Source organism: Streptomyces sp. AK08-02, assembly GCF_033795085.1.
In the GTDB taxonomy this organism is placed as follows: Bacteria; Actinomycetota; Actinomycetes; order Streptomycetales; family Streptomycetaceae; genus Streptomyces; species Streptomyces echiniscabiei.
The window spans coordinates 81,537-107,204 of the sequence record NZ_JARAZV010000017.1 but is presented as its reverse complement, the minus strand read 5'-3'; the positions used below and the strand labels follow the sequence as shown (position 1 = coordinate 107,204).

19 protein-coding genes and 1 tRNA gene are annotated in these 25,668 nt (G+C 69.0%); 8 read left to right on the top strand and 12 right to left on the bottom strand.

The genetic code is table 11. The features are described 5' to 3' along the window. The first annotated feature begins 119 nt into the window (after nt 1-119). Entirely contained in the window at nt 120-1,481 is a 1,362-nt protein-coding gene (locus PV734_RS32845; protein ID WP_319093635.1) for a pyridoxal phosphate-dependent decarboxylase family protein, read from the top strand. Then, nucleotides 1,481-2,974, top strand: coding sequence for a lysine N(6)-hydroxylase/L-ornithine N(5)-oxygenase family protein (locus tag PV734_RS32840; protein ID WP_319093636.1), 1,494 nt, complete (start codon nt 1,481-1,483; stop codon nt 2,972-2,974). The genes PV734_RS32845 and PV734_RS32840 overlap by 1 nt, the downstream gene beginning before the upstream one ends. On the opposite strand, the gene PV734_RS32835 is transcribed toward PV734_RS32840, so the two are convergent. Next, the gene (locus tag PV734_RS32835; protein WP_319093637.1) at nt 2,971-4,776 is read right to left on the bottom strand and encodes a bifunctional metallophosphatase/5'-nucleotidase; all 1,806 of its coding nucleotides are present in this window, start codon (nt 4,774-4,776) and stop codon (nt 2,971-2,973) included. The genes PV734_RS32840 and PV734_RS32835 overlap by 4 nt on opposite strands. Before the next feature lie 150 nt (nt 4,777-4,926). Between PV734_RS32835 and PV734_RS32830 the strand changes: the two genes are divergently transcribed. Both PV734_RS32830 and pyk read left to right on the top strand, forming a co-directional pair. After that, nucleotides 4,927-5,652, top strand: a complete 726-nt coding sequence (locus PV734_RS32830; RefSeq protein WP_319093638.1) for an SIMPL domain-containing protein — start codon at nt 4,927-4,929, stop codon at nt 5,650-5,652. A 133-nt stretch (nt 5,653-5,785) separates the two neighbouring features. Continuing rightward, complete coding sequence (gene pyk / locus PV734_RS32825; protein ID WP_319093639.1) at nt 5,786-7,222, top strand: pyruvate kinase; 1,437 nt, start codon at nt 5,786-5,788, stop codon at nt 7,220-7,222. 25 nt (nt 7,223-7,247) lie between these two features. Here pyk and PV734_RS32820 read toward each other — a convergent pair whose 3' ends face one another. Both PV734_RS32820 and PV734_RS32815 read right to left on the bottom strand, forming a co-directional pair. After that, nucleotides 7,248-8,012 (bottom strand): transcriptional regulator, encoded by a 765-nt coding sequence (locus tag PV734_RS32820; protein ID WP_319293298.1) that lies wholly within the window; start codon nt 8,010-8,012, stop codon nt 7,248-7,250. A gap of 106 nt (nt 8,013-8,118) precedes the next feature. Beyond that, a tRNA-Leu gene (locus tag PV734_RS32815) sits at nt 8,119-8,193 on the bottom strand. A gap of 99 nt (nt 8,194-8,292) precedes the next feature. Here PV734_RS32815 and PV734_RS32810 point away from each other — a divergent pair. Continuing rightward, nucleotides 8,293-8,949 carry an ANTAR domain-containing response regulator gene (locus tag PV734_RS32810; protein WP_319093641.1) on the top strand — a complete coding sequence of 219 codons (657 nt, stop codon included), beginning with the start codon at nt 8,293-8,295 and terminating at the stop codon, nt 8,947-8,949. Between the two features lie 86 nt (nt 8,950-9,035). On the opposite strand, the gene PV734_RS32805 is transcribed toward PV734_RS32810, so the two are convergent. From PV734_RS32805 to PV734_RS32770, 8 genes are all read right to left on the bottom strand, one after another. Beyond that, nucleotides 9,036-9,752 carry an ABC transporter ATP-binding protein gene (locus PV734_RS32805; protein WP_319093642.1) on the bottom strand — a complete coding sequence of 239 codons (717 nt, stop codon included), beginning with the start codon at nt 9,750-9,752 and terminating at the stop codon, nt 9,036-9,038. After that, on the bottom strand, nt 9,749-10,621 hold the full coding sequence (locus PV734_RS32800; protein ID WP_319093643.1) for an ABC transporter ATP-binding protein: 873 nt from the start codon (nt 10,619-10,621) through the stop codon (nt 9,749-9,751). Before PV734_RS32800 ends, PV734_RS32805 begins: the two co-directional genes overlap by 4 nt. Beyond that, nucleotides 10,618-12,396: an ABC transporter permease subunit gene (locus PV734_RS32795; RefSeq protein ID WP_319293376.1), complete on the bottom strand. Its 1,779-nt coding sequence runs from the start codon at nt 12,394-12,396 to the stop codon at nt 10,618-10,620. The genes PV734_RS32800 and PV734_RS32795 overlap by 4 nt, the downstream gene beginning before the upstream one ends. Nucleotides 12,397-12,401: 5 nt before the next feature. Continuing rightward, nucleotides 12,402-13,331: a branched-chain amino acid ABC transporter permease gene (locus PV734_RS32790; protein WP_319093644.1), complete on the bottom strand. Its 930-nt coding sequence runs from the start codon at nt 13,329-13,331 to the stop codon at nt 12,402-12,404. Nucleotides 13,332-13,497: 166 nt separating this feature from the next. Further along, complete coding sequence (locus PV734_RS32785) at nt 13,498-14,715, bottom strand: branched-chain amino acid ABC transporter substrate-binding protein (RefSeq protein ID WP_319093646.1); 1,218 nt, start codon at nt 14,713-14,715, stop codon at nt 13,498-13,500. A 234-nt stretch (nt 14,716-14,949) separates the two neighbouring features. Further along, nucleotides 14,950-15,639: a hypothetical protein gene (locus PV734_RS32780; protein WP_319293296.1), complete on the bottom strand. Its 690-nt coding sequence runs from the start codon at nt 15,637-15,639 to the stop codon at nt 14,950-14,952. Nucleotides 15,640-15,778: 139 nt separating this feature from the next. After that, nucleotides 15,779-16,243 (bottom strand): hotdog fold thioesterase, encoded by a 465-nt coding sequence (locus tag PV734_RS32775; protein WP_319093649.1) that lies wholly within the window; start codon nt 16,241-16,243, stop codon nt 15,779-15,781. Between the two features lie 71 nt (nt 16,244-16,314). Further along, nucleotides 16,315-18,594: an FdhF/YdeP family oxidoreductase gene (locus tag PV734_RS32770; RefSeq protein ID WP_319293294.1), complete on the bottom strand. Its 2,280-nt coding sequence runs from the start codon at nt 18,592-18,594 to the stop codon at nt 16,315-16,317. A 192-nt stretch (nt 18,595-18,786) separates the two neighbouring features. On the opposite strand from PV734_RS32770, the gene polA reads away from it, so the two are divergent. After that, nucleotides 18,787-21,513 carry a DNA polymerase I gene (gene polA / locus PV734_RS32765; RefSeq protein ID WP_319093653.1) on the top strand — a complete coding sequence of 909 codons (2,727 nt, stop codon included), beginning with the start codon at nt 18,787-18,789 and terminating at the stop codon, nt 21,511-21,513. A gap of 672 nt (nt 21,514-22,185) precedes the next feature. Here polA and PV734_RS32760 read toward each other — a convergent pair. Further along, nucleotides 22,186-23,133: a DUF4184 family protein gene (locus PV734_RS32760; protein WP_319093654.1), complete on the bottom strand. Its 948-nt coding sequence runs from the start codon at nt 23,131-23,133 to the stop codon at nt 22,186-22,188. Nucleotides 23,134-23,562: 429 nt separating this feature from the next. Here PV734_RS32760 and PV734_RS32755 point away from each other — a divergent pair, with 429 nt between their 5' ends. Next, nucleotides 23,563-25,335, top strand: coding sequence for a lytic murein transglycosylase (locus tag PV734_RS32755; RefSeq protein ID WP_319093655.1), 1,773 nt, complete (start codon nt 23,563-23,565; stop codon nt 25,333-25,335). Nucleotides 25,336-25,507: 172 nt separating this feature from the next. Further along, complete coding sequence (locus tag PV734_RS32750) at nt 25,508-25,642, top strand: SPW_0924 family protein (RefSeq protein ID WP_319093656.1); 135 nt, start codon at nt 25,508-25,510, stop codon at nt 25,640-25,642. Nucleotides 25,643-25,668 lie beyond the last annotated feature (26 nt).

Sequence of the window (25,668 nt, the reverse complement as noted above, 5' to 3'; positions counted from 1 at the left end):
CCCTCCCCACAGCAAGCCCCGTACCCCCTTTCGGGTTCCGATCGTTGGTCTTCCCGGGCGCGTCGCCCCCGTCCCGTCCAAGCTGGAACTCCCCAGCCACGCGCCCCGGGAGGACCACCATGCGTACGCCGCCCCTCGCCTCCGGCGCCGAAGGCCCCGACGCCCTACGGCCGTTGCTCGACACGGTCCTCGGCGCCCTCGCGGACGGCGGACACGCGCGTGGCGGCCCCCTCCCGGCCGGCGGGCCGGCGACCGTCGCCAGACGGGTCCGCGACGCCGTAGGCGACGTACTGCCCGACAAGGGCGACGACAACGCTCTCTACGACGTCGTACGCGCCCTCGCCGAAGGCGCCGCCGACCCCGCACACCCCCACTGCGCCGCCCATCTGCACTGCCCACCGCTCGCCGTCGCCGTCGCCGCCGACCTCGCCGCCAGCGCCCTCAACCCGTCCCTCGACTCCTGGGACCAGGCCCCGGCCGCCTCCGAGCTGGAAACCCTCGTCACACGCGCCCTCGCCGCCGAGACCGGCGCCGCGGACGCCCTCGTCACCACCGGCGGCACCGAGTCCAACCAACTCGCCCTGCTCCTCGCCCGCGAGGCACACCCCGGCGTTCGCCTCCTCCACGGAGCCAACGCCCACCACTCCCTGCCCCGCGCCGCCTGGCTCCTCGGACTCCCCGAACCCGTCACCGTCCCCGCCCCCGCCGGCACCCTCGACCCGGCCGCCCTCGACGAGGCACTCACCGAACTGCCAGGCCCCCGCGGCTCGGTCCTCGTCGCCGCCACCGCCGGAACCACCGACGCCGGACTCATCGACCCACTGCCCCAGATCGCCGCCCTCTGCGCCGCCCACGGCGCCCGGCTCCACATCGACGCCGCCTACGGCGGCGGACTCCTCTTCAGCGGGCGCCACCGCACCAAACTGACCGGCCTCGAACACGCCGACACCGTCACCCTCGACCTGCACAAACTCGGCTGGCAACCCGTCGCCGCAGGCCTCCTCACCGTCAAGAACCCCCACGACCTGACGGCACTCACCCACCGCGCCGACTACCTCAACGCCGACGACGACACCGAAGCAGGCCTCCCCGACCTCCTCGGCCGCTCCCCGCGCACCACCCGACGCCCCGACATCCTCAAGATCGCCGTCACCCTCAAAACCCTCGGCCGCGAAGGCCTCGGCGCCCTCGTCGACCAGGTCTGCGCGCACGCCCAGGAGTTCGCCCGACTCGTCGACACCCACCCCGGCTTCGAACTCCACGACACGCCCACCATCAGCACCGTCCTCTTCCGGCCCGCCGGCGCATCGGACGACACCGTCGCCGCCGTACGCCGAAAACTCCTCCACGACGGACGCGCCGTCCTCGGCCGCGCCCACCTCGACGGCCACCTCTGGCTCAAGGCCACCCTCCTCAACCCCCACACGCGGCCCGACGACCTGGCCGCACTTCTGAAGCTGGTGGAAGGAAACACCCCCTGATGACACCCCCCACACCTCCCGTACCTCCCACACCCACCGACAACCCCGCCACCACCCCCACCCCCGACACCCCCCACGACCTCGTCGGCATCGGCATCGGCCCCTGCAACCTCTCCCTCGCCGCGCTCGCCCACCCCCTCACCGGCCTCGACACCGTCTTCTACGAACAGCACCCCCGCTTCGACTGGCACCCCGGACTCCTCCTCGACGGCGCGACCGTCCAAGTCCCCTTCCTCGCCGACCTGGTGACCCTCGCCGACCCCACCAGCCCCTGGTCCTTCCTCAACTACCTCAAGAGCCGCGACCGGCTCTTCCCGTTCTACTTCGCCGAGCGCTTCCACATCCGACGCGCCGAATACGACGCCTACTGCCGCTGGGTCAGCGAGAACCTGCCCCGACTCCACTTCGGACACCAGGTCGACGCCGTCCGCTGGAACCCCGAACGCGACGTCTTCGAAGTCGACTTCACCCAACTCGACGCCGACGGAGAGGCCGAGGCCCTCGGCCGGACCTACACCAAGAACGTCGTCCTGGGCATCGGCAGCGAGCCCTACATCCCCGAACCCCTCAAACCCCTCGTCGAAGCCCCCACCGTCCCCGTCCTGCACGCGGCCGACTACCTCGCCCACCGCGACCGGCTCCTCACCGCCGAACACGTCACCGTCATCGGCTCAGGACAGACCGGCGCCGAGATCTTCCTCGACCTCCTGCGCCACCGCCCCGCCGGACGCGACAAAATCCACTGGCTGGGACGCACCGAGGCCTTCGCCCCCATGGAGTACTCCAAACTCGGCCTCGAACACTTCACCCCCGACCACACCCGCTACTTCCACGCCCTCGCCGAACCCGTACGAGACCGCCTCGTCGCCGCCCAATGGCAACTCCACAAAGGCATCGGCGCCGACACCATCGCCGCCATCCACGACGAGCTCTACCACCGCACCCTCCACGGGGGCTGGCCCGAAGCCGTCCTCACACCCGGCGTCCACGTCCGCACCGCAGGCCGCGTCGCCACCACCAGAGTCGAACTCCACCTCGAACACACCCAGCAGGGCACCCGCTCCCGCCTCACCACCGACGCCGTCGTCCTCGCCACCGGCTACCGCGACCGCCCCCTCGACCGCATCCTCGCCGGCCTCGACCCCTACCTCCGCCGCGACAACTCCGAACGCCCCCGCATCGACGAACAGTTCAGACTCGACCTCGACCCCGCCATCACCGGCTCCGGCAGCCACGTCTACGTCCAGAACGCCGAACTCCACACCCACGGCGTCGGCACCCCCGACCTCGGACTCGTCGCCTGGCGCAGCGCCGCCATCCTCAACTCCCTCACCGGTGAAACCCCCTACCCCCAGCCCACCAGAACCGCCTTCACCACCTTCGGCCTCGACCAACCACTGCCCACGGTCCCGACCCCCCGCCAGAGCCAGGAGCGGGACAAACGCGAAAAGGGCCAGCACCAAGTGCTGACCCCCCTCGTCGACGGAATCTAGAACACCGGCGTACCGTCGCGCGTCAACTTCCAGTCCACCGAAGCGAACTCCTTCGGATCCAGCACACCCTTCGCCGTCACCCACTCGGAGATCCGCGTCCGGATCTCCGTCGACTCCGACCACAACTCCGGCGCCGACGCCACATGCGGGAACGCCCCACCACCATTGGCACGGTAGTTGTTCACCGCGAACACGAACTGCTGCGCGTCATCCAGCGCCGCACCGTTCCAGGCCAGGTTCTTGATCCGCGAACCCGCCGCCTGCGCGATGTCGATGTCGTACGTCAGCCCCGACACGTAGTCGTAGTTGTAGTCCGGCCGGTTCGCCGCGTTCGTCAACTTGTCGACGTCGACCACCGCGCCCGCCGCCGTCTGTACGAAGTACTGCGCCGAGTACTCCAGGTACGCCCGCACCTGCGCACCCGTCAGCAACTTCGCGACCAGCGTGTTGTCGTACACGTACAGGCTCGACAGATCCCGGATCGTCACCTCGCCCGCCGGGATCTCCGAGGTCCGCGAGAACGGCGACGCCTGTGCGATCACCGGCAGCGAGGCGTACGACGTCCCCGCCAGGGCCGCCTTCACCACGTCCTCCTGGACCTTGGTGATCAGATCGATGATCGGCGCGTCCTTGTACCGCGCCTCCACCGTCGTCAGCGTGGCGGTCGCCGTACCGACCACCTGATTGACGTACGCCACGACCACGTCGTGCTCGTCCTTCAGCAGCTTGGTGATCCTCGGGTCGTCCGCGACCGTCTTCGAGTCGCGTACGGTCGCCGCCACCGACTCGACGGCCCACTTGCCCTTCTCGAACACCAACTCGATGTCGAACAGCGACAGCCGCTCCGCGTACGCCAGCGGCTCCGACAGGATCACGGTCTTGCCGGTCGCCGTGTTGGTGACCTTCAGCTCGGCGATCTCCGTGTGCGCGTGCCCCACCAGAATCGCGTCGATACCCGGCACCTGCTGCGCCACCAGCGCCGCCGAGTTCTCGACGTACGGCAACTGGTCACCGTACGAAGACGTACCCGAAGACCCCGAGTGCGCCGACACCACAACAACATCCGCGCCCATCGAACGCAGCTTCGGCACCCACTTCGCCGCCTGCTCCTCCAGACCCGGGAACGTCAGCTTCCCCTGCACATACGCCTTGTCCCAGATCGCGATACCCGGGTTCGTCAGCCCCAGCACCGCCACCTTGACCGGCGGAGCACCCTTCACGCGGAAGGTCTTCATGAAGTACGGAGGGAAGGCGGGCTTCAACGTCTTCGCGTCCAGCGCGTTCGCACCCAGCAGCGGGAAGCGGCACTGCGACTCGAACTTGCGCAACGTCTCGATGCCGTAGTTGAACTCGTGGTTGCCGAGCGCCACCGCGTCGTACCCGATCGCGTTCATCGCCTGCGCCATGGGGTGCACCGGACCACCCTTGGCGGTGATCGGGTCGACCTTCGCGTAGTAGTACGTCAGCGGAGTGCCCTGAATCGTGTCGCCCGCGTCGAGCAGCAGCGTGTTGCAACGCCCCTTCTCCCTGCGGACCTGCTCCACCAGCGTCGAGATACGGGCCAGCCCCTGCGCGTTGCCCTTCGCGTCGGAGTACTCCGCGTTCTTGAAGTAGTCCCAGTTGAAGATGTGACCGTGCAGGTCGGTCGTCCCCATCACGGTCAGGGAGTACCGCTTCACCGGCTTCACGGGCTTCCTCGCCTCCGCGGCCTGCGCCGCCGGAGCCACGACAGCACTGGTCAGCGCCACCCCCGCCCCGGTCACAGCGGACTTCGTCAGGAACTTCCGGCGGTTCAACGGCATGTTTCGGGCTCCTCGGGGAATGGTCAACGACGCGCGTAGATTCTGACCCGAGCACGACCGGCCGCAACAGTCCCCGAAGGTTTCGATCTGGTGACCGGCAGACACCGGAACACCATCCGCAACCGCCCTACGGCTGACAGAGTGGGACGTATGACCTCCACCCCGGAGCACCCCACCACCCCGACCGCCGTCCCCTACGGCACCCCCGACGCCCCCCGCATCGCCGTCCGAGGCGAAGCCCACCTCGAAGTCGACCCCGAGATCGCCCGCATCGGCATCACGGTCGGAGCACGAGGCACCGACCGCCGCTCAGCGCTGGACGACCTCACCCGCCGCAACGCCACCGTTCTCGACCTGGTGAAATCGTACGGCGACGCCGTCGAACGCCTCGAAACAGGCGCCTTCTCCATCGCCCCTGAACTCACCAAACACGGCCGCGGGGAACGCGTCCGCGCCTACCACGGCCGCGTCCACCTCACCGCCGAACTCACCGACTTCACCGCCCTCGGCGAACTGACCAGCAAACTCGCCGACCTCGACCTCACCGCGGTCGACGGCCCCTGGTGGGCCTTGCGCCCCGACTCCCCGGCCCACCGCGACGCCCGCCGACAAGCGGTACGAGAAGCGGTACAACGAGCCCGCGAATACGCCGAAGCCCTCGGCACCACACTGGCGGCCCTCGTGGAACTGGCGGACGTGGGCGCCGAGGCCGCACAGCCCATGGGATACGAGGCCCAGTCACGCTCACTACGCCGCGCGGCCTTCGCCGGCGCCCAGGTCGCGGACGAGGCGGCACCACTCGACCTGGAGCCCCAGCGCCAGCAGGTCTACGCACAGGTGAACGCCCGCTTCACCATGGCGCCCCCACAGCTGTGATCAGGTCACTCAAATGCTCATCGGAGCGATGGCGCGCACACATAAACGGTTGTCAACAACCCTTCATACAACGGTTGTTGAGTCGTCATGCGCCGCCAATTCGCTACCCACCGGTAAGGCCTACGCTCGAAGTATGCGCCGAGCAAAAATCGTCTGTACCTTGGGCCCCGCCACCGACTCCTACGACCAGATCAAAGCACTGGTCGACGCCGGAATGGACGTAGCCCGCTTCAACCTCAGCCACGGCACCTACGCCGAACACGAGGTGCGATACCAGCACGTCCGAAAGGCCGCCGACGAAACCGGCCGCAGCATCGGCCTCCTCGCCGACCTTCAAGGCCCGAAGATCCGACTCGGCCGCTTCACCGAAGGCCCCGTACTCCTCGAACGCGACGACACCTTCACCATCACCGTCGAGGAAGGAATCGAAGGCGACCGCCAGACCTGCGGCACCACCTACGCGGGCCTCGCCGCCGACGTCACCCCCGGCGAACGCATCCTCGTCGACGACGGCAAGGTCTGCCTCGAAGTCACCACCGTCGACGGACCCCGCGTCCACACCAAGGTCGTCGAAGGCGGAATCGTCTCCGACCACAAGGGCCTCAACCTCCCCGGCGTGGCTGTCTCCGTCCCCGCCCTCTCCGACAAGGACGAAGCGGACCTGCGCTGGGCGCTGCGCACGGGCTTCGACGTCATCGCCCTCTCCTTCGTCCGCAGCGGACGCGACATCGACGACGTCCACCGCATCATGGACGAGGAACACCGCCGCCTCCCCGTCATCGCCAAGGTCGAGAAGCCCCAGGCCGTCGACGCGATCGACGACATCGTCGCCGCCTTCGACGGCATCATGGTCGCCCGCGGCGACCTCGGCGTCGAGATGCCCCTCGAACAGGTCCCCATCGTCCAGAAGCGCGCGATCAAACTGGCGAAGCGCAACGCCAAGCCGGTCATCGTCGCCACCCAGATGCTCGACTCGATGATCGAGAACTCCCGCCCGACCAGGGCCGAGGCCTCGGACGTCGCGAACGCGGTCATCGACGGCACGGACGCGGTGATGCTGTCCGGCGAGACCAGCGTGGGCAAGTACGCCATCGAGACGGTCCGGACGATGGCGAAGATCGTGGAGGCGGCCGAGGAGGACATCCTGGCCAAGGGCCTCCCGCCCCTCACGGACCGAAACAAGCCCCGCACCCAGGGCGGCGCGGTGGCCCGGGCGGCGGCCGAGATGGGCGACTTCCTCGGCGCGAAGTTCCTGGTCGCGTTCACCCAGTCCGGCGACACGGTGAAGCGCCTGTCCCGCTACAGGTCCCCGATCCCTCTCCTGGCCTTCACCCCGGACCCCGCGACCCGCTCCCAGCTGACACTGACGTGGGGCGTGGAGACGTTCCTCGGCCCGCACGTCGACTCCACGGACGCGATGGTCGACCAGGTGGACGAGCTGCTCCTGAAGTACGGCCGCTGCCAGAAGGGCGACGTGGTCGTGATCACGGCCGGCTCCCCGCCCGGCGTCTCGGGCTCCACCAACCTGGTCCGGGTCCACCACATCGGCGAGGACGACAGCCCCAAGTAGGCGTCGGCTGAGGGCCCCTCGCGGTTCAGTGCTTGGGGCCCACGTGGGCGTCCATCAGGGCTACGGAGGCTTTGCGGGCTACGGAGATGTTCTTGGCGTTCGGCTGCTTCCAATCGACGCCGACCTTGTCGAGGGTGTCGGTGTAGAGCTGCTTGATGTCGGGCGAGAGATTCGTGAAGAAGTAGCGCGGGTATTCGTACCGCTTTCGTTCACCTCCGATGACCTTCTCGGTCCAGTTGGTGATTCGGCAGCCGTCGGAGTGGACGAGTCCCCGGATGAACTCCCATGGATGCGAGTCGACGATTGCCTGCTGCCAGTTGTCGAGAACGATCCGGCGCTTGTGCTTCTTGCCGGGCCCGTGCTGTGGGAAGAGGCAGGGCCAGTGGGCGCTGTAGCCGACCACGGAAACGTAGCCCTGGGCTTGGACTCGGTACGCGCGCTTTCCCGGGTTGAGTGTCTGTACGGCCGCTTCGCACGCGTCGATCAGACCCGGCCACGCGTCCGCGCACGCGATGCGCAAGTAGTGCCCCGTGCGTGGATGGGCGCTGATGCAGCCGTCGCCGAGATACAGCCCGAGAAGGTAGGAATAGGCGGCCGTGTCTTCGGGATGGCTCGGGACAGGCCGGCATCGGACGCACGGACTCACCTGCATACGCGGCAATGGGTCGACTCGCGTCTGCCAGGAGCGGATTGCGGCACGGGATATCCCTGTCTCCTTGCTGACGGAGTTCAGGCTGCGTCCCTGACTCACCAGCACCAGGGCTCGCTTGCGAGTGCCAATCTCGTACATGTAGTCAGCCTGTGGGGGTGATCGCGACGACACGCAGCAAAAAGCGGATGTTCACCAGAACGGGAACATCCGCTTCCAGGCGTCAGCCTTAGAATCTAAGGAAAAGTGCCCCGGGTCGGACTCGAACCGACACTGTATGGGTTTTGAATCCATTGCCTGCTGCCAATTGGGCTACCGGGGCCCAGTGAATCGAAGGTTTGCCTCGACCCACTGCCCGACTACCTTACCGCAGCTAGGTACCCTGCTGGGAGCAGCACCCCGCCCTGATCAAGGAGCCCCCGTGACCGCCCCCGAGTCGCCCCAGCCCGCAGACGCGCCCGACGACGACAAGTCGCACGTGCCTCCGCTGACGACCCGTGTCGTCATTGCCGAGGACGAGGCGCTCATCCGACTCGATCTCAAGGAGATGCTCGAAGAGGAGGGCTACACCGTCGTCGGTGAGGCCGGTGACGGTGAGCAGGCCGTGGAGCTTGCCCGTGAGCACCGCCCCGATCTCGTCATCCTCGATGTGAAGATGCCGAAGCTCGACGGCATCTCGGCGGCCGAGAAGATCGCCGCGGAGTCCATCGCGCCGGTGCTGATGCTGACCGCGTTCTCGCAGCGCGACCTCGTCGAGCGGGCCAGGGACGCCGGGGCCATGGCGTATCTCGTGAAGCCGTTCAGCAAGAGCGATGTCGTGCCGGCGATCGAGATGGCGGTGTCGCGGTTCAACGAGATGCGGACGCTGGAGAAGGAGATCGCGGATCTCACTCTGAGGCTGGAGACCCGCAAGCTCGTCGACCGTGCGAAGTCGGTCCTGCAGACGGAGTACGGCCTGTCCGAGCCCGCCGCGTTCCGGTGGATCCAGAAGACGTCGATGGACCGGCGTATGTCGATGCAGCAGGTCGCGGAGGCGGTCATCGCGGACGCCGAGGAGAAGAAGGCCGCCAAGGGTTAGTCGTGGGCCGGACCGGCCCGGTACAGCGGAAGAGGCCCGCGCCCCTGACAAGGGAGCGCGGGCCTCTTCGTGGTCCTGGGGCGGACTCAGTCCTCGCCCAGGTACGCCTTCCTGACCGAGTCGTCGGTCAGCAGGTGCTGGCCGGTGCCGGAGAGCACGATGTTGCCGACCTCCATGACGTGTCCCTGGTCGGCGAGGGAGAGCGCCGCCTGGGCGTTCTGCTCGACGAGGAGGATGGTCGTACCGGAGGCCTTGAGTTCGGCGATGGTGGCCATGATCTTCTGCATCATGATCGGCGAGAGGCCCATGGAGGGCTCGTCGAGCATGAGCAGCTTGGGCTGGGACATGAGGGCGCGTCCCATGGCGAGCATCTGCTGTTCGCCGCCCGAGAGGGTGCCTGCTGCCTGCTTCCTGCGTTCGCCCAGGATGGGGAAGAGGTCGTAGGCGCGCTGGATGTCCTTCTCGATGCCTGCCTTGTCGGAGCGCAGGAACGCTCCGAGCTGGAGGTTCTCGGTGATCGTCAGCCGGGGGAAGATGTGGCGTCCCTCGGGTGAGTGGGCGAGGCCGAGGGCGACGATCTTGTGGGCGGGGGTGCCGGTGATCGGCTTCCCGTCGAAGAGGACGCGGCCGCTGCTGGGCTTGAGGAGCCCGGAGAGGGTGCGCAGGGTGGTGGTCTTGCCGGCGCCGTTGGTGCCGATGAGGGTGACGATCTGGCCGGCTTCGACGGTGAAGGAGATGCCCTTGACGGCTTCGATCTTGCCGTAGGCGACCTTGAGGTCTTCGACCTCCAGCAGTGCGGTCACTGGGCGGGTCCTTCCGTGCTGGTGGTGCTCTGCGCTTCGGCGGCTTCGACTTCGGCGATCTCTTCGGCGCCGGGGGCGCCTTCGAAGGGGGTGCCGAGGTAGGCGGCGATGACGCGGTCGTCGTTCTGGACGACTTCCGAGGTGCCTTCGACGAGCTTTTCACCTTGGACGAGACAGGCGACGCGGTCGCTCAGATTGAAGATGAAGCGCATGTCGTGCTCGATGACGAGGACGGCCATGCCCCGGTCGCGGATGGCGAAGACGAGGTCTTCGGTGGCCCGCGTCTCCTGGGGGTTCATACCGGCGGTGGGCTCGTCCAGGAGGAGGAGGCCGGGTTCGCTGGCCATGGCCCGGGCGATCTCCAGCTTGCGCTGTTCGCCGTAGGGGAGGTTGCGGGAGAGGTGATCGGCCTTGTGGGCGAGGCCGATGAACTCGAGGAGTTCCATGGCGCGTTCGCGGGAGGTGGCTTCGGCCTTGCGGAAGCCGGGACCGCGCAGAAGGGCCGACCAGAGGCCTTCCTTGGTTCTGGTGTGGCGGCCTACGAGGACGTTTTCCAGGACGGTCATGTTGGCGAAGAGCCGGATGTTCTGGAAGGTGCGGGCGATGCCGGCGCTGGTCACGAGGTGGGGTTTGGGCGGGAGGACCTTGCCCTTGTAGGCGACCCTGCCCTCGGTGGGTACGTACAGGCCGGTGAGGCAGTTGAAGAAGGTGGTCTTGCCCGCGCCGTTGGGGCCGATGAGGCCGACGATCTCGCCGGTGTTGACGGTGAGGTCGACGTTGCGTACGGCGGTGAGGCCGCCGAAGCGCATGGTGACGCCGGTGGCTTCGAGGACGGGGCTGGTGGTCGTGGTGGTGGTCATGCTCGTCACGCCCCTGCCTTGGTGACGCCGACGGTGGTGTCGGGGAGGCCGGTTTCGGGCTTGTCGAGTTGGCCTGTCTCGTGGAATTCGAGCTGGCGGCGCCGGTTGGCGATGATGCCTTCGGGCCGGAAGCGCATGAGGACCACGAGGGCGAGGCCGAACGCGAAGAGCTGGTACTCCTTGAGGAAGCCGAGCTTCTCGGGGAGGAGGTAGAGGAGCGTGGCGCCGAGGATGGGGCCGTTGACGGTGCCCATGCCGCCGAGGACGACCGCGGCGAGCAGGAAGGCGGAGTTCGGCGGGACGGAGCCGGCGAACTGGTAGGGGGCGGGGTTGACGCTGTAGCCGACGTGGGCGCTGACCGTGCCGGCGAGGCCGGCGAGGGAGGCACCGAGCGCGAAGGCGATGAGCTTGACGCGGAAGCCGTTGATGCCCATGGCGGTGGCGGCGGTCTCGTCCTCGCGGATGGCGATCCAGGAGCGACCGATGCGGGAGTCCGCTGCCCTGTTGAAGACGACGACGACGATCGCGGTGATGATCAGCATCAGTAGGAAGTAGTTCGCGAATCGGCCGATGGTGATCGAGCCGATGTCGTGGGCTGTTCCGAAGTTGAAGCCGAAGATCTCCAGGTCGGGGATCATCGAGATGCCGTTGGGGCCGTTGGTGATGTTGGGGCCGGAGGTGCCGTCGAGGTTGTTGACGGTGATGCGGAAGATCTCTCCGAAGCCCAGGGTGACGATGGCGAGGTAGTCGCCGCGCAGTCGCAGGGTGGGGGCGCCGATGAGGACGCCGAAGACGAGCGAGGCGAGCATGCCGGTGAGCATGGCGGCCCAGAAGGGGAACTGGACGCCGGAGAACCGGGAGAACTCGGAGCCGGAGACCAGGGCCGCGGCGTAGGCGCCGACGCCGAGGAAGGCGACGTATCCGAGGTCGAGGAGTCCGGTGAGGCCGACGACGATGTTGAGGCCGAGGGCGACGGTGGCGACGACGAGGATGTTGACGCCGATGTTGGAGTTGTGTTCGTCGTTCTCGACGAAGGGGAAGAGCGCCGCGGCGAGGAACGCCATGGAGGTGGCGAAGCCCTTGTGGCGGGCGTTGAGCTGCGAGATGCGGTCGAAGAGGCCGGCGGTGAGCAGTGCCCAGGAGCCGAGGATCAGGAGCAGCAGGTAGCCGAGGAACGTTTCGCTGGCCTCGGGGTCGACGCCGATGCCGTAGGCGAAGACGAGCAGGGCCAGGGCGGTGGCGGCGGTGACGACGAGGCGTTCGACCCAGCCGGGGAGGCCGGCCGCCGCGGGGATGTTCTCGGGCTTGGTGATGTAGCTCTTGGCCGTGTCACCGGGCTGGGGGAGTGCGAGGGCGCCGAGGAGTGCCACCAGTGAGGAGATCGCGACGACGTAGGCGCCGGGGTCGAGGGCGACGAGGCCCTTGAGGTCGACGACGATCGCGATGGTGGTGAACCAGCTGACGGCGAACGCGGAGGCGGCGGCGAGGGCGACGGGCGCGGTGGCGCCTGCCGGGTTGAGCCACTTGAGTCCGCGGACGTTCCAGAGGGTGAGCGCGTACAGGAGGGTGAGTGCGCCGGCGACGAGGGCGAGGATCTGGAGTCCGGCCGGGGAGCCGTAGTAGGTGAGGTCCCCGGGGAATTCGGCTGTGTAGGTCCACGACATGAACGTGCTGGCGATGGTGCCGACGGCGCCGATGGCGATGAGGGCGCGTGCGGTGTTCTGGGGAAGTGCGATGAGGCCGCGGGGGGCGGGTGCGGCCGTGGTCCGGTCGGTGGTTGCCATGGTGCTCACGCCCTGTCCGCGACGCGTTCGCCGACCAGGCCTTGTGGCCTGAACAGCAGTACGAGGATGAGGAGGACGAAGGCCCACACGGATGCCCAGCCGCCGCCGCCGAGCTGCTGCATGCCGGGGATGCCGTCGATGTAGGAGGTCGCCATGGTTTCGGCGAGGCCGAGGACGAGGCCGCCGATCATGGCGCCGTAGATGTTGCCGATGCCGCCGAGGACGGCGGCGGTGAAGGCCTTGAGTCCCATCTGGAAGCCCATGTCGTACTTGACCGAGCCGTAGCGCAGGCCGTACGCGACCGCGGCGACCGCGGCGAAGAATCCGCCGATGGCGAAGGCGATCACGATGATGCGGTTGGTGTCGATGCCCATGAGCTGGGCGGTGTCGGGGTCCTGCGCGGTGGCCTGCATGGCGCGGCCGGTGCGGGAGAGGTTGACGAAGAGGGCGAGGGCCGCCATGCAGAGGGGGGCGGCGACGATGACGAACACGGAGCCGCTGCTGACGCTGACGGAGCCGATGTGCAGGGGGCCGAAGTCGAGCTGCGGGAAGTTCCGGTCGGTCTTGGCGTCGGGGTACCAGTTGAAGACGGCCTGCTGGAGGGCGAGGGAGAGGCCGATGGCGGTGATGAGAGGTGCGAGGCGTGGCGCTCCGCGTAGTGGTCGGTAGGCGAAACGTTCTGCCCCGACCGCGATGAGGACGGAGACGAGTCCGCCGCCGATGAGCATGGCCGGTAGGGCTAGCCACATGGAGGTGCTGTCCGGGAACAAGAGGTAGACCGTGAGTGCGCCGAAGCCGCCGGTCATGAAGATCTCGCCATGGGCGAAGTTGATGAGCTGGACGATGCCGTACACCATCGTGTAACCGATGGCGATCAGCCCGTACATCGAGCCGAGGAACAGCCCGTTGGCCAGCTGCTGCGGCAGGGTGTTCACCGCATGGCCTCCATGTGGGTGATGGGGAGTGAGCAGGGCGTGAAGCGGGCCGCGCGGTGACGTGTGGTCGTGGCCGCGCGGCCCGGGGGTGGTGGGCCTGTCGTCACATTCGCGTCGTCCGCCCAGAGGGCGGGAATGTGACGACAGGCCCAAGCGGCGCTGGGGATCAGCCGTTGAACGTGCCGCTCTTGACGGCCTTCCACTTGCCGTCGACAACCTGGTAGACGGTGAGCTGCTTGTTGGTGGTGTCACCGTACTCGTCGAAGGCGACGGGGCCGGCGATGCCCTCGAACTTGGTCTTCTGCACCTCGTTGACGATCTGGGCGCGGGCGTCGTCCGGGACCTTGCCGTCCTTCACGACGTTGCCGATCGCCTTGATGATGGCGGTCGCGGCGTCGTAGGAGTAGCCGCCGTAGGTGCCGTAGTCGCCCTTGAGGCCGGAGGCCTTGTACTTCTTGATGAAGTCCGCGGCGGAGGGCAGGGAGTCGACGGGCGCGCCGACGGAGGTGACGAGGTCGCCTTCGGCGGTCGCGCCGGCGGACTCGATGTAGGTCGGGGTGAACATGCCGTCACCGCCGAACAGCGGGATCTTGGCGCCGCCGTCCTTGAGCTGCTTGGTGAGCTTCTCGGACTCGTCGTACTGGCCGCCGTAGTAGACGAGGTCGGCCTTGGAGTTCTTGATCTTGGTGACGAGGGCCGAGAAGTCCGTGTCGCCGGTGTTGACGTGGTCCTCGCCGGCGACCTTGCCGCCGGAGCCGGTGAAGCCGGCCTTGAAGAGCTTGGCGAGGCCGGCGCCGTAGGTCTGCTTGTCGTCGACGACGAAGACGTTGCGCTTCTTGAGTGTGCCGTACGCGTACTCGGCCGCGAAGCCGCCCTGGAGGGCGTCGGTGGTGGCGGTGCGGAAGTACGTCTTGAAGGGGCGGGACTTCGCCGTCTGCCAGTTCTTGCCCTGGGTGAGCTCGGGTGCCGTGTTGGAGGGCGAGACCTGGACCAGGTTGGCGGTGGCGAAGACCTGCTGCATCTGGGTGGCGACGCCGGAGTTCAGCGGGCCGACGACGCCGAGGACCTTGGCGTTGCTGACGAGCTGGGTGGCGTTCGACTGGCCCTGGGCCGGGATCGCCTTGTCGTCCAGCGCCTGGACCTTGAAGGTCACGCCGGGGACGGTGTTGTTCTTGTTGGCGTCGTCGACGGCGATCTGGACGCCGCCCTGGATGCCGAGGCCCGTGGCGGAGTTCTGGCCGGTCAGCGGGGCGTCGACGCCGATGATGATCTCGGTCTTACTGTCGCTCTTGTCTCCGCTGTCGTCGCGTGAGCCGCATGCGGTCAGTGCGAGTGCTCCTGTGGTGAGCATGGAGGTGAGTACGACCAAAGAACGCTGACGCACGATTAAATCCTCTCCCTGGCGCAGCGGCCCTGCTGGGCTGCCGTGTGTCTCGCCGGGCCGTACTGGGGTGGAGCAGGTCGTGCTGTAGACGCGCCCGGCGGCGCGGTGACTGGCCGTGACTCTAAGCCCCGCTGTGGGTGGGAGCATATGGGAGAGCTTGCTTGTGACTTTCTTGTTATGACGTGTCGGTTGATGATCCTTGGCGATAGTGGATCTCAGCCACTTTGGCCGGAATTACTCTCCGTCCATATTTTGAGAATCCGCGTGTCCGGTTGCCTCTGCCTGTGGCCTTGTGCTTGGCCGCGGGGGCAACGGGCGGCAGGCCGTGTGGAGGAGCTGTGAGAGGTCGTCGGGGTAGTCGCTCCCGAAGATGAAACTCCGATGCTGTATTGCGCGTGTGTTACGCAGCGTTACGGCGAGAAATGGCTGATCCGTGTCGAGGGTGAGGCGGGCGCAGTCGACGACGGATATCTGGACGGTGATCCGCCGGGTGGTCCCGGCGTCGACGGTCGAGGTCTCGGCGGGGGAGATGCGGGCGGTGAGACCGGCGAGGCCGGTGCCGGTCACGCGCAGGGTGACGGGTGGTCCGCTGTGTACGGTCACCGCGAACCGGAAGAGGCCGCTGGCGGGCGTGGAGTCGAAGGTCGCGGCGAGTCCGGTGTACCGGAGCGTAGTGGCGTTCGCGGGCCAGGGCATGGCGATGAGGGTGTGGGTGGGGGCGGGGGTGGACGGCTCGGGGGGCAGGAGGGCGATCACCGCGGCTGTCGTGGCGCCGAGCGCGGCGGCGCCGACGACGGCTCTGCGGACGCGCGGCGACAGGGTCTGCCAGCGTTCTGTGAAGTGTGGTGTGTCGGCACCGATGACTTCGTAAGTCTCTTGCGTGTCCGGCGAGTTGACGGGCTCGACGGGGCCGATGCCGGTCATGGTCGCAGCCTCATGGGGAAACGGTAGCCGCCCAGCCTGCCCGGTGTCGGAGGGCGAGGCCTGTTCAGGCCGTGGGGGGTCTGGGGGTGCGGCTTCCGGGGTGGGGCGGGCAGGGGCGGCGGGGGTCGGGGAGGCGCTCTCAGCCCGCCGTGGGCGCGTCCCGCAGCAGGCACGTGAGACGTGCCGTGCATACGCGTTTGTCGGCCTCGTCCGTGATCACGATCTCGTACGTCGCCGTCGACCGCCCCCGGTGCACCGGTGTGGCCACGCCGGTGACCAGGCCGGAGCGCGCCCCGCGATGGTGGGTGCAGTTCAGGTCCACTCCCACGGCGATCTTCGAACTGCCCCCGTGCAGCATCGCCCCCACGGACCCGAGCGTCTCCGCCAGCACCGCGGACGCGCCTCCGTGCAGCAGCCCGTACGGCTGTGTGTTGCCCTCGACGGGCATCGTGCCGACGACACGGTCGGCGGACGCCTCCACGATCTGCACGCCCATCCGGTTGCCGAGGTGGCCCGCGGAGAACATGGCGATCACGTCGATACCCAGTGCCGTGTACTCGTCGATGACATGCTGCGGGAACTTCACGTGCTGCTGCTCGCCCATGGGGCCCGGCTCCGTTCGTCGTGATCGGTGCGGTGTCCGCACGTCTGTGTCCTCGTCCACTGAGCAAACGCTCAGTCGGTGGCCGATTGTTCCAGACGCACGACCACGGACTTGCTGGCCGGGGTGTTGCTGGTGTCGGCGGTGGCGTCCAGCGGGACCAGCACGTTGGTCTCCGGGTAGTAGGCCGCCGCGCAGCCCCGTGCTGTCGGGTAGAACACGATCCGGAACCCGGGCGCCCGCCGTTCGACGCCGTCCTTCCACTCGCTCACGAGATCGACGTACGACCCGTCCGCGACGCCCAGAGCCGTCGCGTCCTCGGGGTTGACCAGGACGACCCGGCGGCCGTTCTTGATGCCCCGGTACCGGTCGTCCAGGCCGTAGATCGTGGTGTTGTACTGGTCGTGCGAGCGCAGGGTCTGCAGCAGCAGACGGCCTTCGGGAAGCCGGGGGAACTCGACGGGCGCGGCGGTGAAGTTGGCCTTGCCGGTGGCCGTCGGGAAGCGGCGTTCGTCGCGCGGGGCGTGCGGGAGCGCGAATCCTGCCGGGTCGGCCACGCGCGCGTTGAAGTTCTCGAAGCCGGGGATCACGCGCGCGATGCGGTCACGGACCGTGGCGTAGTCCTTCTCGAACTCCTCCCAGGGCGTGCGGGACGCCTCGCCCAGGACCCGCCGGGCCAGGCGGGCGACGATGGCCGGCTCGGAGAGGAGATGCCTGCTCGCCGGGTCCAGGCGGCCCCTTGAGGCGTGCACCATGCCCATGGAGTCCTCGACCGTCACGAACTGCTCGCCACTGCCCTGGAGGTCGCGCTCGGTACGGCCGAGGGTCGGCAGGATCAGTGCACGCGCGCCCGTGACGGCGTGCGAGCGGTTCAGCTTCGTCGACACGTGCACGGTGAGGCGGGCGCGGCGCATGGCCGCCTCGGTGACCTCCGTGTCGGGGGAGGCGGAGACGAAGTTGCCGCCCATGGCGAAGAAGACCTTCGCGTCGCCGTCGCGCAGGGCGCGGATGGCCCGTACGACGTCGTAGCCGTGTTCGCGGGGCGGGGCGAAGCCGAACTCCTTCTCCAGGGCGTCCAGGAAGGCGGGCGCGGGGCGTTCGAAGATGCCCATGGTGCGGTCGCCCTGCACGTTCGAGTGGCCGCGCACCGGGCACACGCCGGCGCCCGGGCGGCCGATGTTGCCGCGCAGGAGAAGGAAGTTGACCACTTCGCGGATGGTGGGCACGGAGTGCTTGTGCTGGGTCAGGCCCATCGCCCAGCACACGATGGTGCGTTCGGAGGCCAGCACCATGGCGAGGGCTTTCTCGATCTCCGCGCGCGTGAGGCCGGTCGCGGTGAGGGTCTCGTCCCAGTCGGCGGCGCGGGCCGCTTCGACGAACTCCTCGTAGCCGTGGGTGTGTTCGCGGACGAAGTCCTCGTCGACCGCGCCCTCGGTGTCGAGGACGAGCTTGTTGAGGAGGCGGAAGAGTGCCTGGTCGCCGCCGATGCGGATCTGCAGGAACAGGTCGGTGAGGGCCGCGCCCTTGATCATGCCCTGGGGGGTCTGCGGGTTCTTGAACCGCTCCAGGCCCGCCTCGGGCAGCGGGTTGACGCTGATGATCCGCGCGCCGTTCGCCTTCGCCTTCTCCAGGGCGGAGAGCATCCGGGGGTGGTTGGTGCCGGGGTTCTGGCCGGCGACGATGATCAGATCGGCCCTGTAGAGGTCCTCCAGGAGGACGCTTCCCTTGCCGATGCCGATGGTCTCGTTGAGCGCGGAACCCGATGACTCGTGGCACATGTTCGAGCAGTCGGGGAGGTTGTTCGTGCCCAGTTCGCGGGCGAACAGCTGGTAGAGGAAGGCCGCCTCGTTGCTGGTGCGGCCCGAGGTGTAGAAGAGGGCCTCGTCCGGCGAGGCGAGGGCCTTCAGCTCCTCGGCGACGATGTCGAAGGCACGGTCCCAGGAGACCGGTTCGTAGTGGTCGCCGCCCTCGGGCAGGTACATGGGGTGGGTGAGACGGCCCTGCTGGCCCAGCCAGTAGCCGCTGCGGCCGGCCAGGTCGGTCACGGTGTGGGCGGCGAAGAACTCCGGGGTGACGCGGCGCAGGGTGGCTTCCTCGGCGACGGCCTTGGCGCCGTTCTCGCAGAACTCCGCGGCGTGCCGGTGCTCGGGCTCGGGCCAGGCGCAGCCCGGGCAGTCGAAGCCGTCCTTCTGGTTGACGCGCAGGAGGGTGAGCGCGGTGCGGCGGACGCCCATCTGCTGCTGGGCCATACGCAGGGTGTGGCCGATGGCGGGCAGGCCTGCCGCGGCGTGCTTGGGGTCGGCGACCTGCGGCGCGTCCTGGACCGGATCACTTTTCGGCGGCTTGCTGGCCATGGCTGAGCCCCTTCGCTTGCACGTGTGTCTCCGCACGTGGATCTCCGCTTGCGCGTGGTGGGCGCGCGCATGGTTCACCCTGCGTGTGTGCCACCTGTTTCGATCCTCGCACGGGGCGGTGACAGCGGCGTAGACAGGTCCGGGCGGCTCGGGCGTCCCGCGTTGTCAGTGGCACGTGGCAGGATCGGGGTCGTGGCAGAAACAGCAGCGAAGAAGACCGAGAAGACCTCCGGCACGGGCCGCCCCCGGCTGATGCTCATGGACGGGCATTCGCTGGCGTACCGCGCGTTCTTCGCGCTGCCCGCGGAGAACTTCACGACCGCGACGGGCCAGCCGACGAACGCGATCTACGGCTTCGCGTCGATGCTCGCCAACACGCTGCGCGACGAGGCGCCCACGCACTTCGCGGTGGCGTTCGACGTGTCCCGCAAGACCTGGCGCTCCGAGGAGTTCACGGAGTACAAGGCGAACCGGTCGAAGACGCCGGACGAGTTCAAGGGGCAGGTCGAGCTGATCGGCGAGCTGCTCGACGCGATGCACGCGGAGAGGTTCGCGGTCGACGGGTTCGAGGCCGACGACGTCATCGCCACGCTGACCACGCAGGCCGAGGCCGAGGGCTTCGAGGTGCTGATCGTCACCGGCGACCGGGACTCCTTCCAGTTGGTCACCGAGAACACGACGGTGCTGTATCCGACGAAGGGCGTCTCCGAACTGACCCGGTTCACTCCGGAGAAGGTCTTCGAGAAGTACGGGTTGACGCCGGCCCAGTACCCGGACTTCGCGGCGCTGCGCGGCGACCCGTCCGACAACCTGCCGGGCATTCCGGGGGTCGGTGAGAAGACGGCGGCGAAGTGGATCAACCAGTTCGGGTCGTTCGCGGAACTGGTCGAGCGGGTCGACGAGGTCAAGGGCAAGGTCGGGCAGAACCTGCGTGACCATCTGGATGCAGTGAAGCTCAACCGCCGGCTCACGGAGATGGTCCGGGACGTCGAACTACCGAAGACGGTCACGGACTTGGAGCGGGCGGCGTACGACCGTACGGCGGTGGCCGTGGTCCTCGACACCCTGGAGATCCGGAACCCCTCGCTGCGCGAGCGGCTGCTGGCCGTCGACCCGGGCGCCGAGGAGGTCGAGGCCGGTCCGGTGGCCGAGGCCGGCGTCGAGGTGGACGGGACGGTGCTCGGCGCGGGCGAGCTGGCTCCCTGGCTCACCGAGCACGGCACACAGGTGCTCGGCGTCGCCACGGTCGACACCTGGGCGCTGGGCAGTGGCTCGGTCGCCGAGGTCGCACTCGCGGCGGCCGGGGGAGCGGCGGCCTGGTTCGACCCGGCGGAGCTCGACGAGGCCGACGAGAACGCCTTCGCGGCCTGGCTGGCCGACGCGGACCGGCCCAAGGTGTTCCACAGCGCCAAGGGCGCGATGCGGGTCTTCGCGGAGCACGGCTGGACCGTGGCCGGGGTGAGCATGGACACGGCGCTGGCCGCGTACCTGGTGAAGCCGGGCCGGCGTTCCTTCGACCTGGACGCGCTGTCCCTGGAGTACCTCGGCCGTGAACTGGCGCCCGCCGCGACGGCGGACGGCCAGCTGGCCTTCGGTGCGGATGAGGGCGCGGAGGCCGATTCCCTGATGGTGCAGGCCCGCACGATCGTCGACCTGGGCGAGGCGTTCGGTGAGCGCCTCGACGAGGTCGGCGCGGCGGAGCTGCTGCGGGACATGGAACTGCCGACGTCGGCGCTGCTGGCCCGTATGGAGCGGCACGGCATCGCGGCGGACCGGGCCCACCTGGAAGCCATGGAGCAGATGTTCGCGGGCGCGGTGCAGCAGGCGGTGAAGGAGGCGCACGCGGCGGTCGGCCACGAGTTCAACCTCGGCTCGCCCAAGCAGCTCCAGGAGGTCCTCTTCGGTGAGCTGGGCCTGCCGAAGACGAAGAAGACCAAGACGGGCTACACGACGGACGCGGACGCCCTGGCATGGCTGGCGACGCAGACGGACAACGAACTGCCGGTCGTCATGCTCCGCCACCGTGAGCAGGCGAAGCTGCGCGTCACCGTCGAGGGCCTGATCAAGACGATCGCGGCGGACGGCCGCATCCACACGACGTTCAACCAGACGGTGGCGGCGACGGGCCGGCTGTCCTCCACGGACCCCAACCTCCAGAACATCCCGGTCCGCACGGACGAGGGCCGGGCCATCCGGCGGGGGTTCGTGGTCGGCGAGGGCTTCGAGTCGCTGATGACCGCGGACTACAGCCAGATCGAACTGCGAGTGATGGCCCACCTCTCGGAGGACGAGGGCCTGTTGGAGGCCTTCACGTCCGGTGAGGACCTGCACACCACGGTCGCCTCCCAGGTGTTCGCGGTGGACCGCTCGGCGGTGGACGCGGAGATGCGCCGCAAGATCAAGGCGATGTCGTACGGCCTGGCGTACGGTCTGTCGGCCTTCGGCCTGTCCGGACAGCTGAACATCGACGCGGGCGAGGCACGCGGCCTGATGGACACCTACTTCGAGCGCTTCGGCGGCGTACGGGACTATCTGCGCCGGGCGGTCGACGAGGCACGGGCGACGGGCTACACGGAGACCCTGTTCGGCCGCCGCCGGTATCTCCCCGACCTGAACAGCGACAACCGCCAGCGCCGTGAGATGGCCGAGCGCATGGCCCTGAACGCCCCGATCCAGGGCACGGCGGCGGACATCGTCAAGATCGCCATGCTGAACGTGGGCCGGGCGCTGGAGGAGACGAAGCTCAAGTCCCGCATGCTGCTCCAGGTCCACGACGAAATCGTCCTGGAGATCGCCCCGGGCGAGCGCGAGGCGACGGAGGAACTGGTCCGCCGCGAGATGGCGGGCGCGGTGACCCTCCGGGCACCCCTGGACGTGTCGGTGGGTTCGGGGCTCGACTGGGAGTCGGCCGCACACTAGCGGCTCCGCCGGGCAGGCGGTCAACGGACGGTTCGTTGTCTGCGGGCGGCGGCGGGCGGCCGGTGAGGTGCTCGTCGTCCGCCCGCGCGCGACCCGGGCACCGCCCCCGGCAGCAGGCCGCGGTGCCGCATCCGGCACCCGACCTGGCCCGGTCCGCCGCGTCAGCCGCGGGGCGGACCGAGCCTGACGTGCCGGGAGTGGGCGGGCCGTTTCGGTGCTCCCGGCCAGCGCCGGGTCCGGTGCGGCTCGGGTCCCGATCCGGGGTCCGTGAGCTCGTCCCGGACGGCTCTCCCCCGACGCCCGCCGGGTCCGTCACCCGCGTGGCCCCCGCGAACACGCCTCGCCAGGGCCCGCCCGACAGGATGCGGGCATGGGTATACGCACGCTCATCCGCCGGACGGCCCTCACGCGGGCCTCCCCGCTACCGGCATTCGCGGCCGACGCGAGCACCGCCCGCGTTCCTGGCGGCAGCCCAGTCACCGACTCCCTCGGCCGCCGTGCGGAAACCCTCCGGCGCGCACTCGCGCCGCACTCCTCTACTCGTCGGCCTCGCCGTTCGCTCCGTGCCCACCTCGGGCCACGCTTCGGCCCGCCGGTGCCCGGCCGCGCCCGGACCTGGCGCCTATGGACAGGCTGGGGGCGAGGCTGGCTGCGCCGCCCGCTCCGCAGCGGTCAGCGGGAACCCGCACGGCCTCCGGCCCGCCCACCGGCGTGATCCCGCGTCTCCTCCGCCGAGAGACCCGCTGAACGACCTTTCGCAGGACCTTCTGCGGGGTCTTCCGTACGAAGGTGACGGCCTTCGGCGGCACGAGCCCCTGCCCGCTCCCCGGGACGCCAGGCCCTGACACCCGCCGCGTACAGGACCAATCCCGACAGCAGGCCCGCCCCCACCCCGAAGCACAGCGTCGGGATCACCTCCCAGAGCTTCGCCTGCGCACCCCAGTGCGACCACCAGCGCAGCACCCGCTGTACCGCTCCCACCGCCGCGCAGCCGCCGATCACGGCGCAGGCCAGCCACCGGTCCCGTACCGACAGCACCGGTACGCCCGTCGGTTCGCCCGCGCCGGTCCGCCGTAGCGCGTGGTACACGAACCCCGCGATGACCACCGCGGCCAGCGCCGAACTGCCGTACTGCAGGTACCAGTACAGAGGCGAGCCCCGCAGGCCGCTGTCGAGAACGGGGAACAGCCGCACCCCCCACCGGTCGTGGTGTGTGAACGCGTCCCAGACGACATGGGTGAGGGCACCGAAGGCGGCCGAGGCGTACCACCGGAGTGCCAGGGACGGTGTCACGCGCGCGCGGGGAGTGCCGCAGCGCAGCAGGGCCGCGGTCCGGCTCTGCCCGGCGTGTGGCAGCAGGGCCACCAGCGGTTCGCGCAGGAACAGCCACAGGGCCACCAGCGCCCAGGCGACCACCACGTCGATCGTGAAGACGCCCGGGAAGGAATGGGTGACTTCGCCGAACTCCATCGCCCGGGGAAGGACGCTCGCCGCGAAATAGGTCAGGTCGGGAGAGAAGGAGCCGGCGACGAGCACCGCCGGAATCAGTCGGCCGCGGCCGGTTCCGTCGGCGCGTACGACGGGCAGTACGGCCGCCGCGTGGCTGAGAGTGAACGGCAAAGGGGCTCCCTGGAGCGGATGTTGGCGAGGGCGAACCGTCCCGACGATCACCGGCGTCCAGTATGCGGGACGGCTACAACCTGCGGCGGGGGTTACGAGTCAGTAGGGGAGTGCGGGGAACAGCCGCAGGGGGCTACCCGGCCCTGCGGCCCGCTGGAGAATCACAGTTGGCCAATCGGTGAATATCGGGCACGAACGGGTGTCCGTGCAACACAAGTTGTCGTAGGGTCGCCTGGGCCGGCCTGCTGGGGAGCATGGACGAGTACGGGCGCGTAATGAAGGCGTAACGCACGAACAAGGCGTGGAATCGGGCGAAATGGCCGATTTGCGGGACTGACCGAGATCGGTTGGGAACGGTCGATATCGGCTGCGACCGACCGACAACAGGCGGAACGGGGCGACTTGTCGCCCCCGGGAGGGGTTCTCTGTATGGCGGCGTACATCGGCAGGAGGCTCCGCAAGGGGGCGGCGACCACCGCTGTGGCCGCGCTCGCGGTCGCGGCTCTGTCCGCGTCCCAGGCGCCGGGGGCGACGGTCGACGACCAGGGCAGACGGACCGCCAGCGACTCCCAACCCACGTCGGAGACGACGACCGACGACAGTGCGAGCGCGACCGGTAACTCGCCGCCGTACTACACGGACCTTCCACCGCTCCGCAGCCCGAATCCCAGCCCGAGCCCGGCGCAGTCGTCCGTCATAGGCACGCCGGTCTCGATCGGCGAGGCCGAGGCGGGCATACCCGCGACCGTCCTCGACGCCTACAAGAAGGCCGAGACGGTACTGGCCACGGCCAAGCCCGGCTGCAACCTTCCCTGGCAGCTCCTCGCGGCCATCGGCAAAGTCGAGTCCGGTCAGGCCCGCGGCGGCCGGGTCGACGCGAACGGCACCACGACCAGTCCGATCCTCGGCCCGCAGCTCGACGGCAACGGCTTCGCGCTCATCAAGGACACCGACAACGGCGCCTACGACGGCAACAGCAGCTACGACAGTGCCGTCGGGCCCATGCAGTTCATCCCGTCCACCTGGGCGTGGGCGGGCCGCGACGGCAACGGTGACGGCCGCAAGGACCCCAACAACGTCTACGACGCCGCGCTCGCCGCCGGCCACTACCTGTGCCGGTTCGGCTGGGACCTGTCGACGCAGGCCGACCTCAACCGGGCGATCCTCAGCTACAACAACTCGACGGAGTATCTGAACCTCGTCCTGTCGTGGCTGGAGTACTACCGCAAGGGCATCCACGAGGTTCCGGACGGCACGGGAACGCTGCCCGCGGGCAACGGTGACCACAACTCCGGCGCGAGCCCCACTCCGTCGCCGGGCGGGACGACGCCGAGCCCCGGCCCGAGCACGCCGGGGACGAGTACCCCGGCACCGGCGAAGCCGGGCAAGCCCACCGTGCCGACCCCGACCCCGGTGCCCACCCCCGCGCCCACGCCCACCGACACGGTGGACCACCTGGAGGACGCGGGGACCGCCAAGCTCACCGCGATGGCGGGGGACGCGTTCACCAAGAGGATCAGCACCCGCGCGGAGACCTCGGCCGGCAAGGCGGTCGGCAAGGTCAGGATCCGCTTCACGATCGTCGGCGACACCGACACCACCTTCACCGGCGGTGAGAGCGTGGCCACGGTCGTCACCGGCAGCACGGGAGTCGCCGTCGCGCCCTCGCTCAAGGCGGGCGAGAAGACGGGCGACTTCACGGTCCGCGCGATCGTCGTCGGCCGTACGGTCACCGGCGTCGACTACACGGCCACCGTCACCGCCCGCGCCGCCGACACACTCGCCCGCACCGCCACCACCGCCCTCACCTGCGTGGCGGGCGGCGAGTTCGCCGACCAGGTCGAGGTCAAGGCGACGTACGACGGCGCCCTCGCGGACAACGTCGCGGCCACCGCGACCCTGGTCACCTCGGCCGACGACGCGACCGTGAACGCCAAGGGCCCCTACTTCAAGGACGCGGACGGCAAGACGGTCCGCACCCTCACAGGGCTCAAAACGGACGCGAACGGCCTGCTCAAGCTGCCCAAGCTGTACGCGGACGACACGGTCGGCACCTTCCTGCTGCGCATCACCACCACCGGCGGCGCCACCCTGACCGTCGAACTGACGGTGACGGCGGCACCCACCCCGACCGAATCGGCGGGATCGACGGCTCCGACCGAGTCGGCCGACCCCTCGGCCTCCGCCTCCCCGAGCGCGTAGGCCGCCGTCCCCCCTCAGCCACACACGTTCACACGCAGGACAGCGGCACCCCGTTCACGGCGAGGGGTGCCGCTTTCCTGCGTACGAGTTGTTCTCATCTCGGCCGACCGTTGCTACGGTGCCCCGACCTGACACCCCATCAGCAAACCGCCGACAGCCGGGGAGGCCACCCATGCGAGCCCTGATCGCCGCCGCGACCGGCCTCGCCCTCGCGTTCGCGCTCGTCCTCACGATCACGGCCCTGGGCACGCCGACGGGCACGACGTCGCCGAAGCCGCTGCTCACGACCGTTCCGCCACATCCCTAGCCGCCGTACCTCTTTGGGAGGGAGGC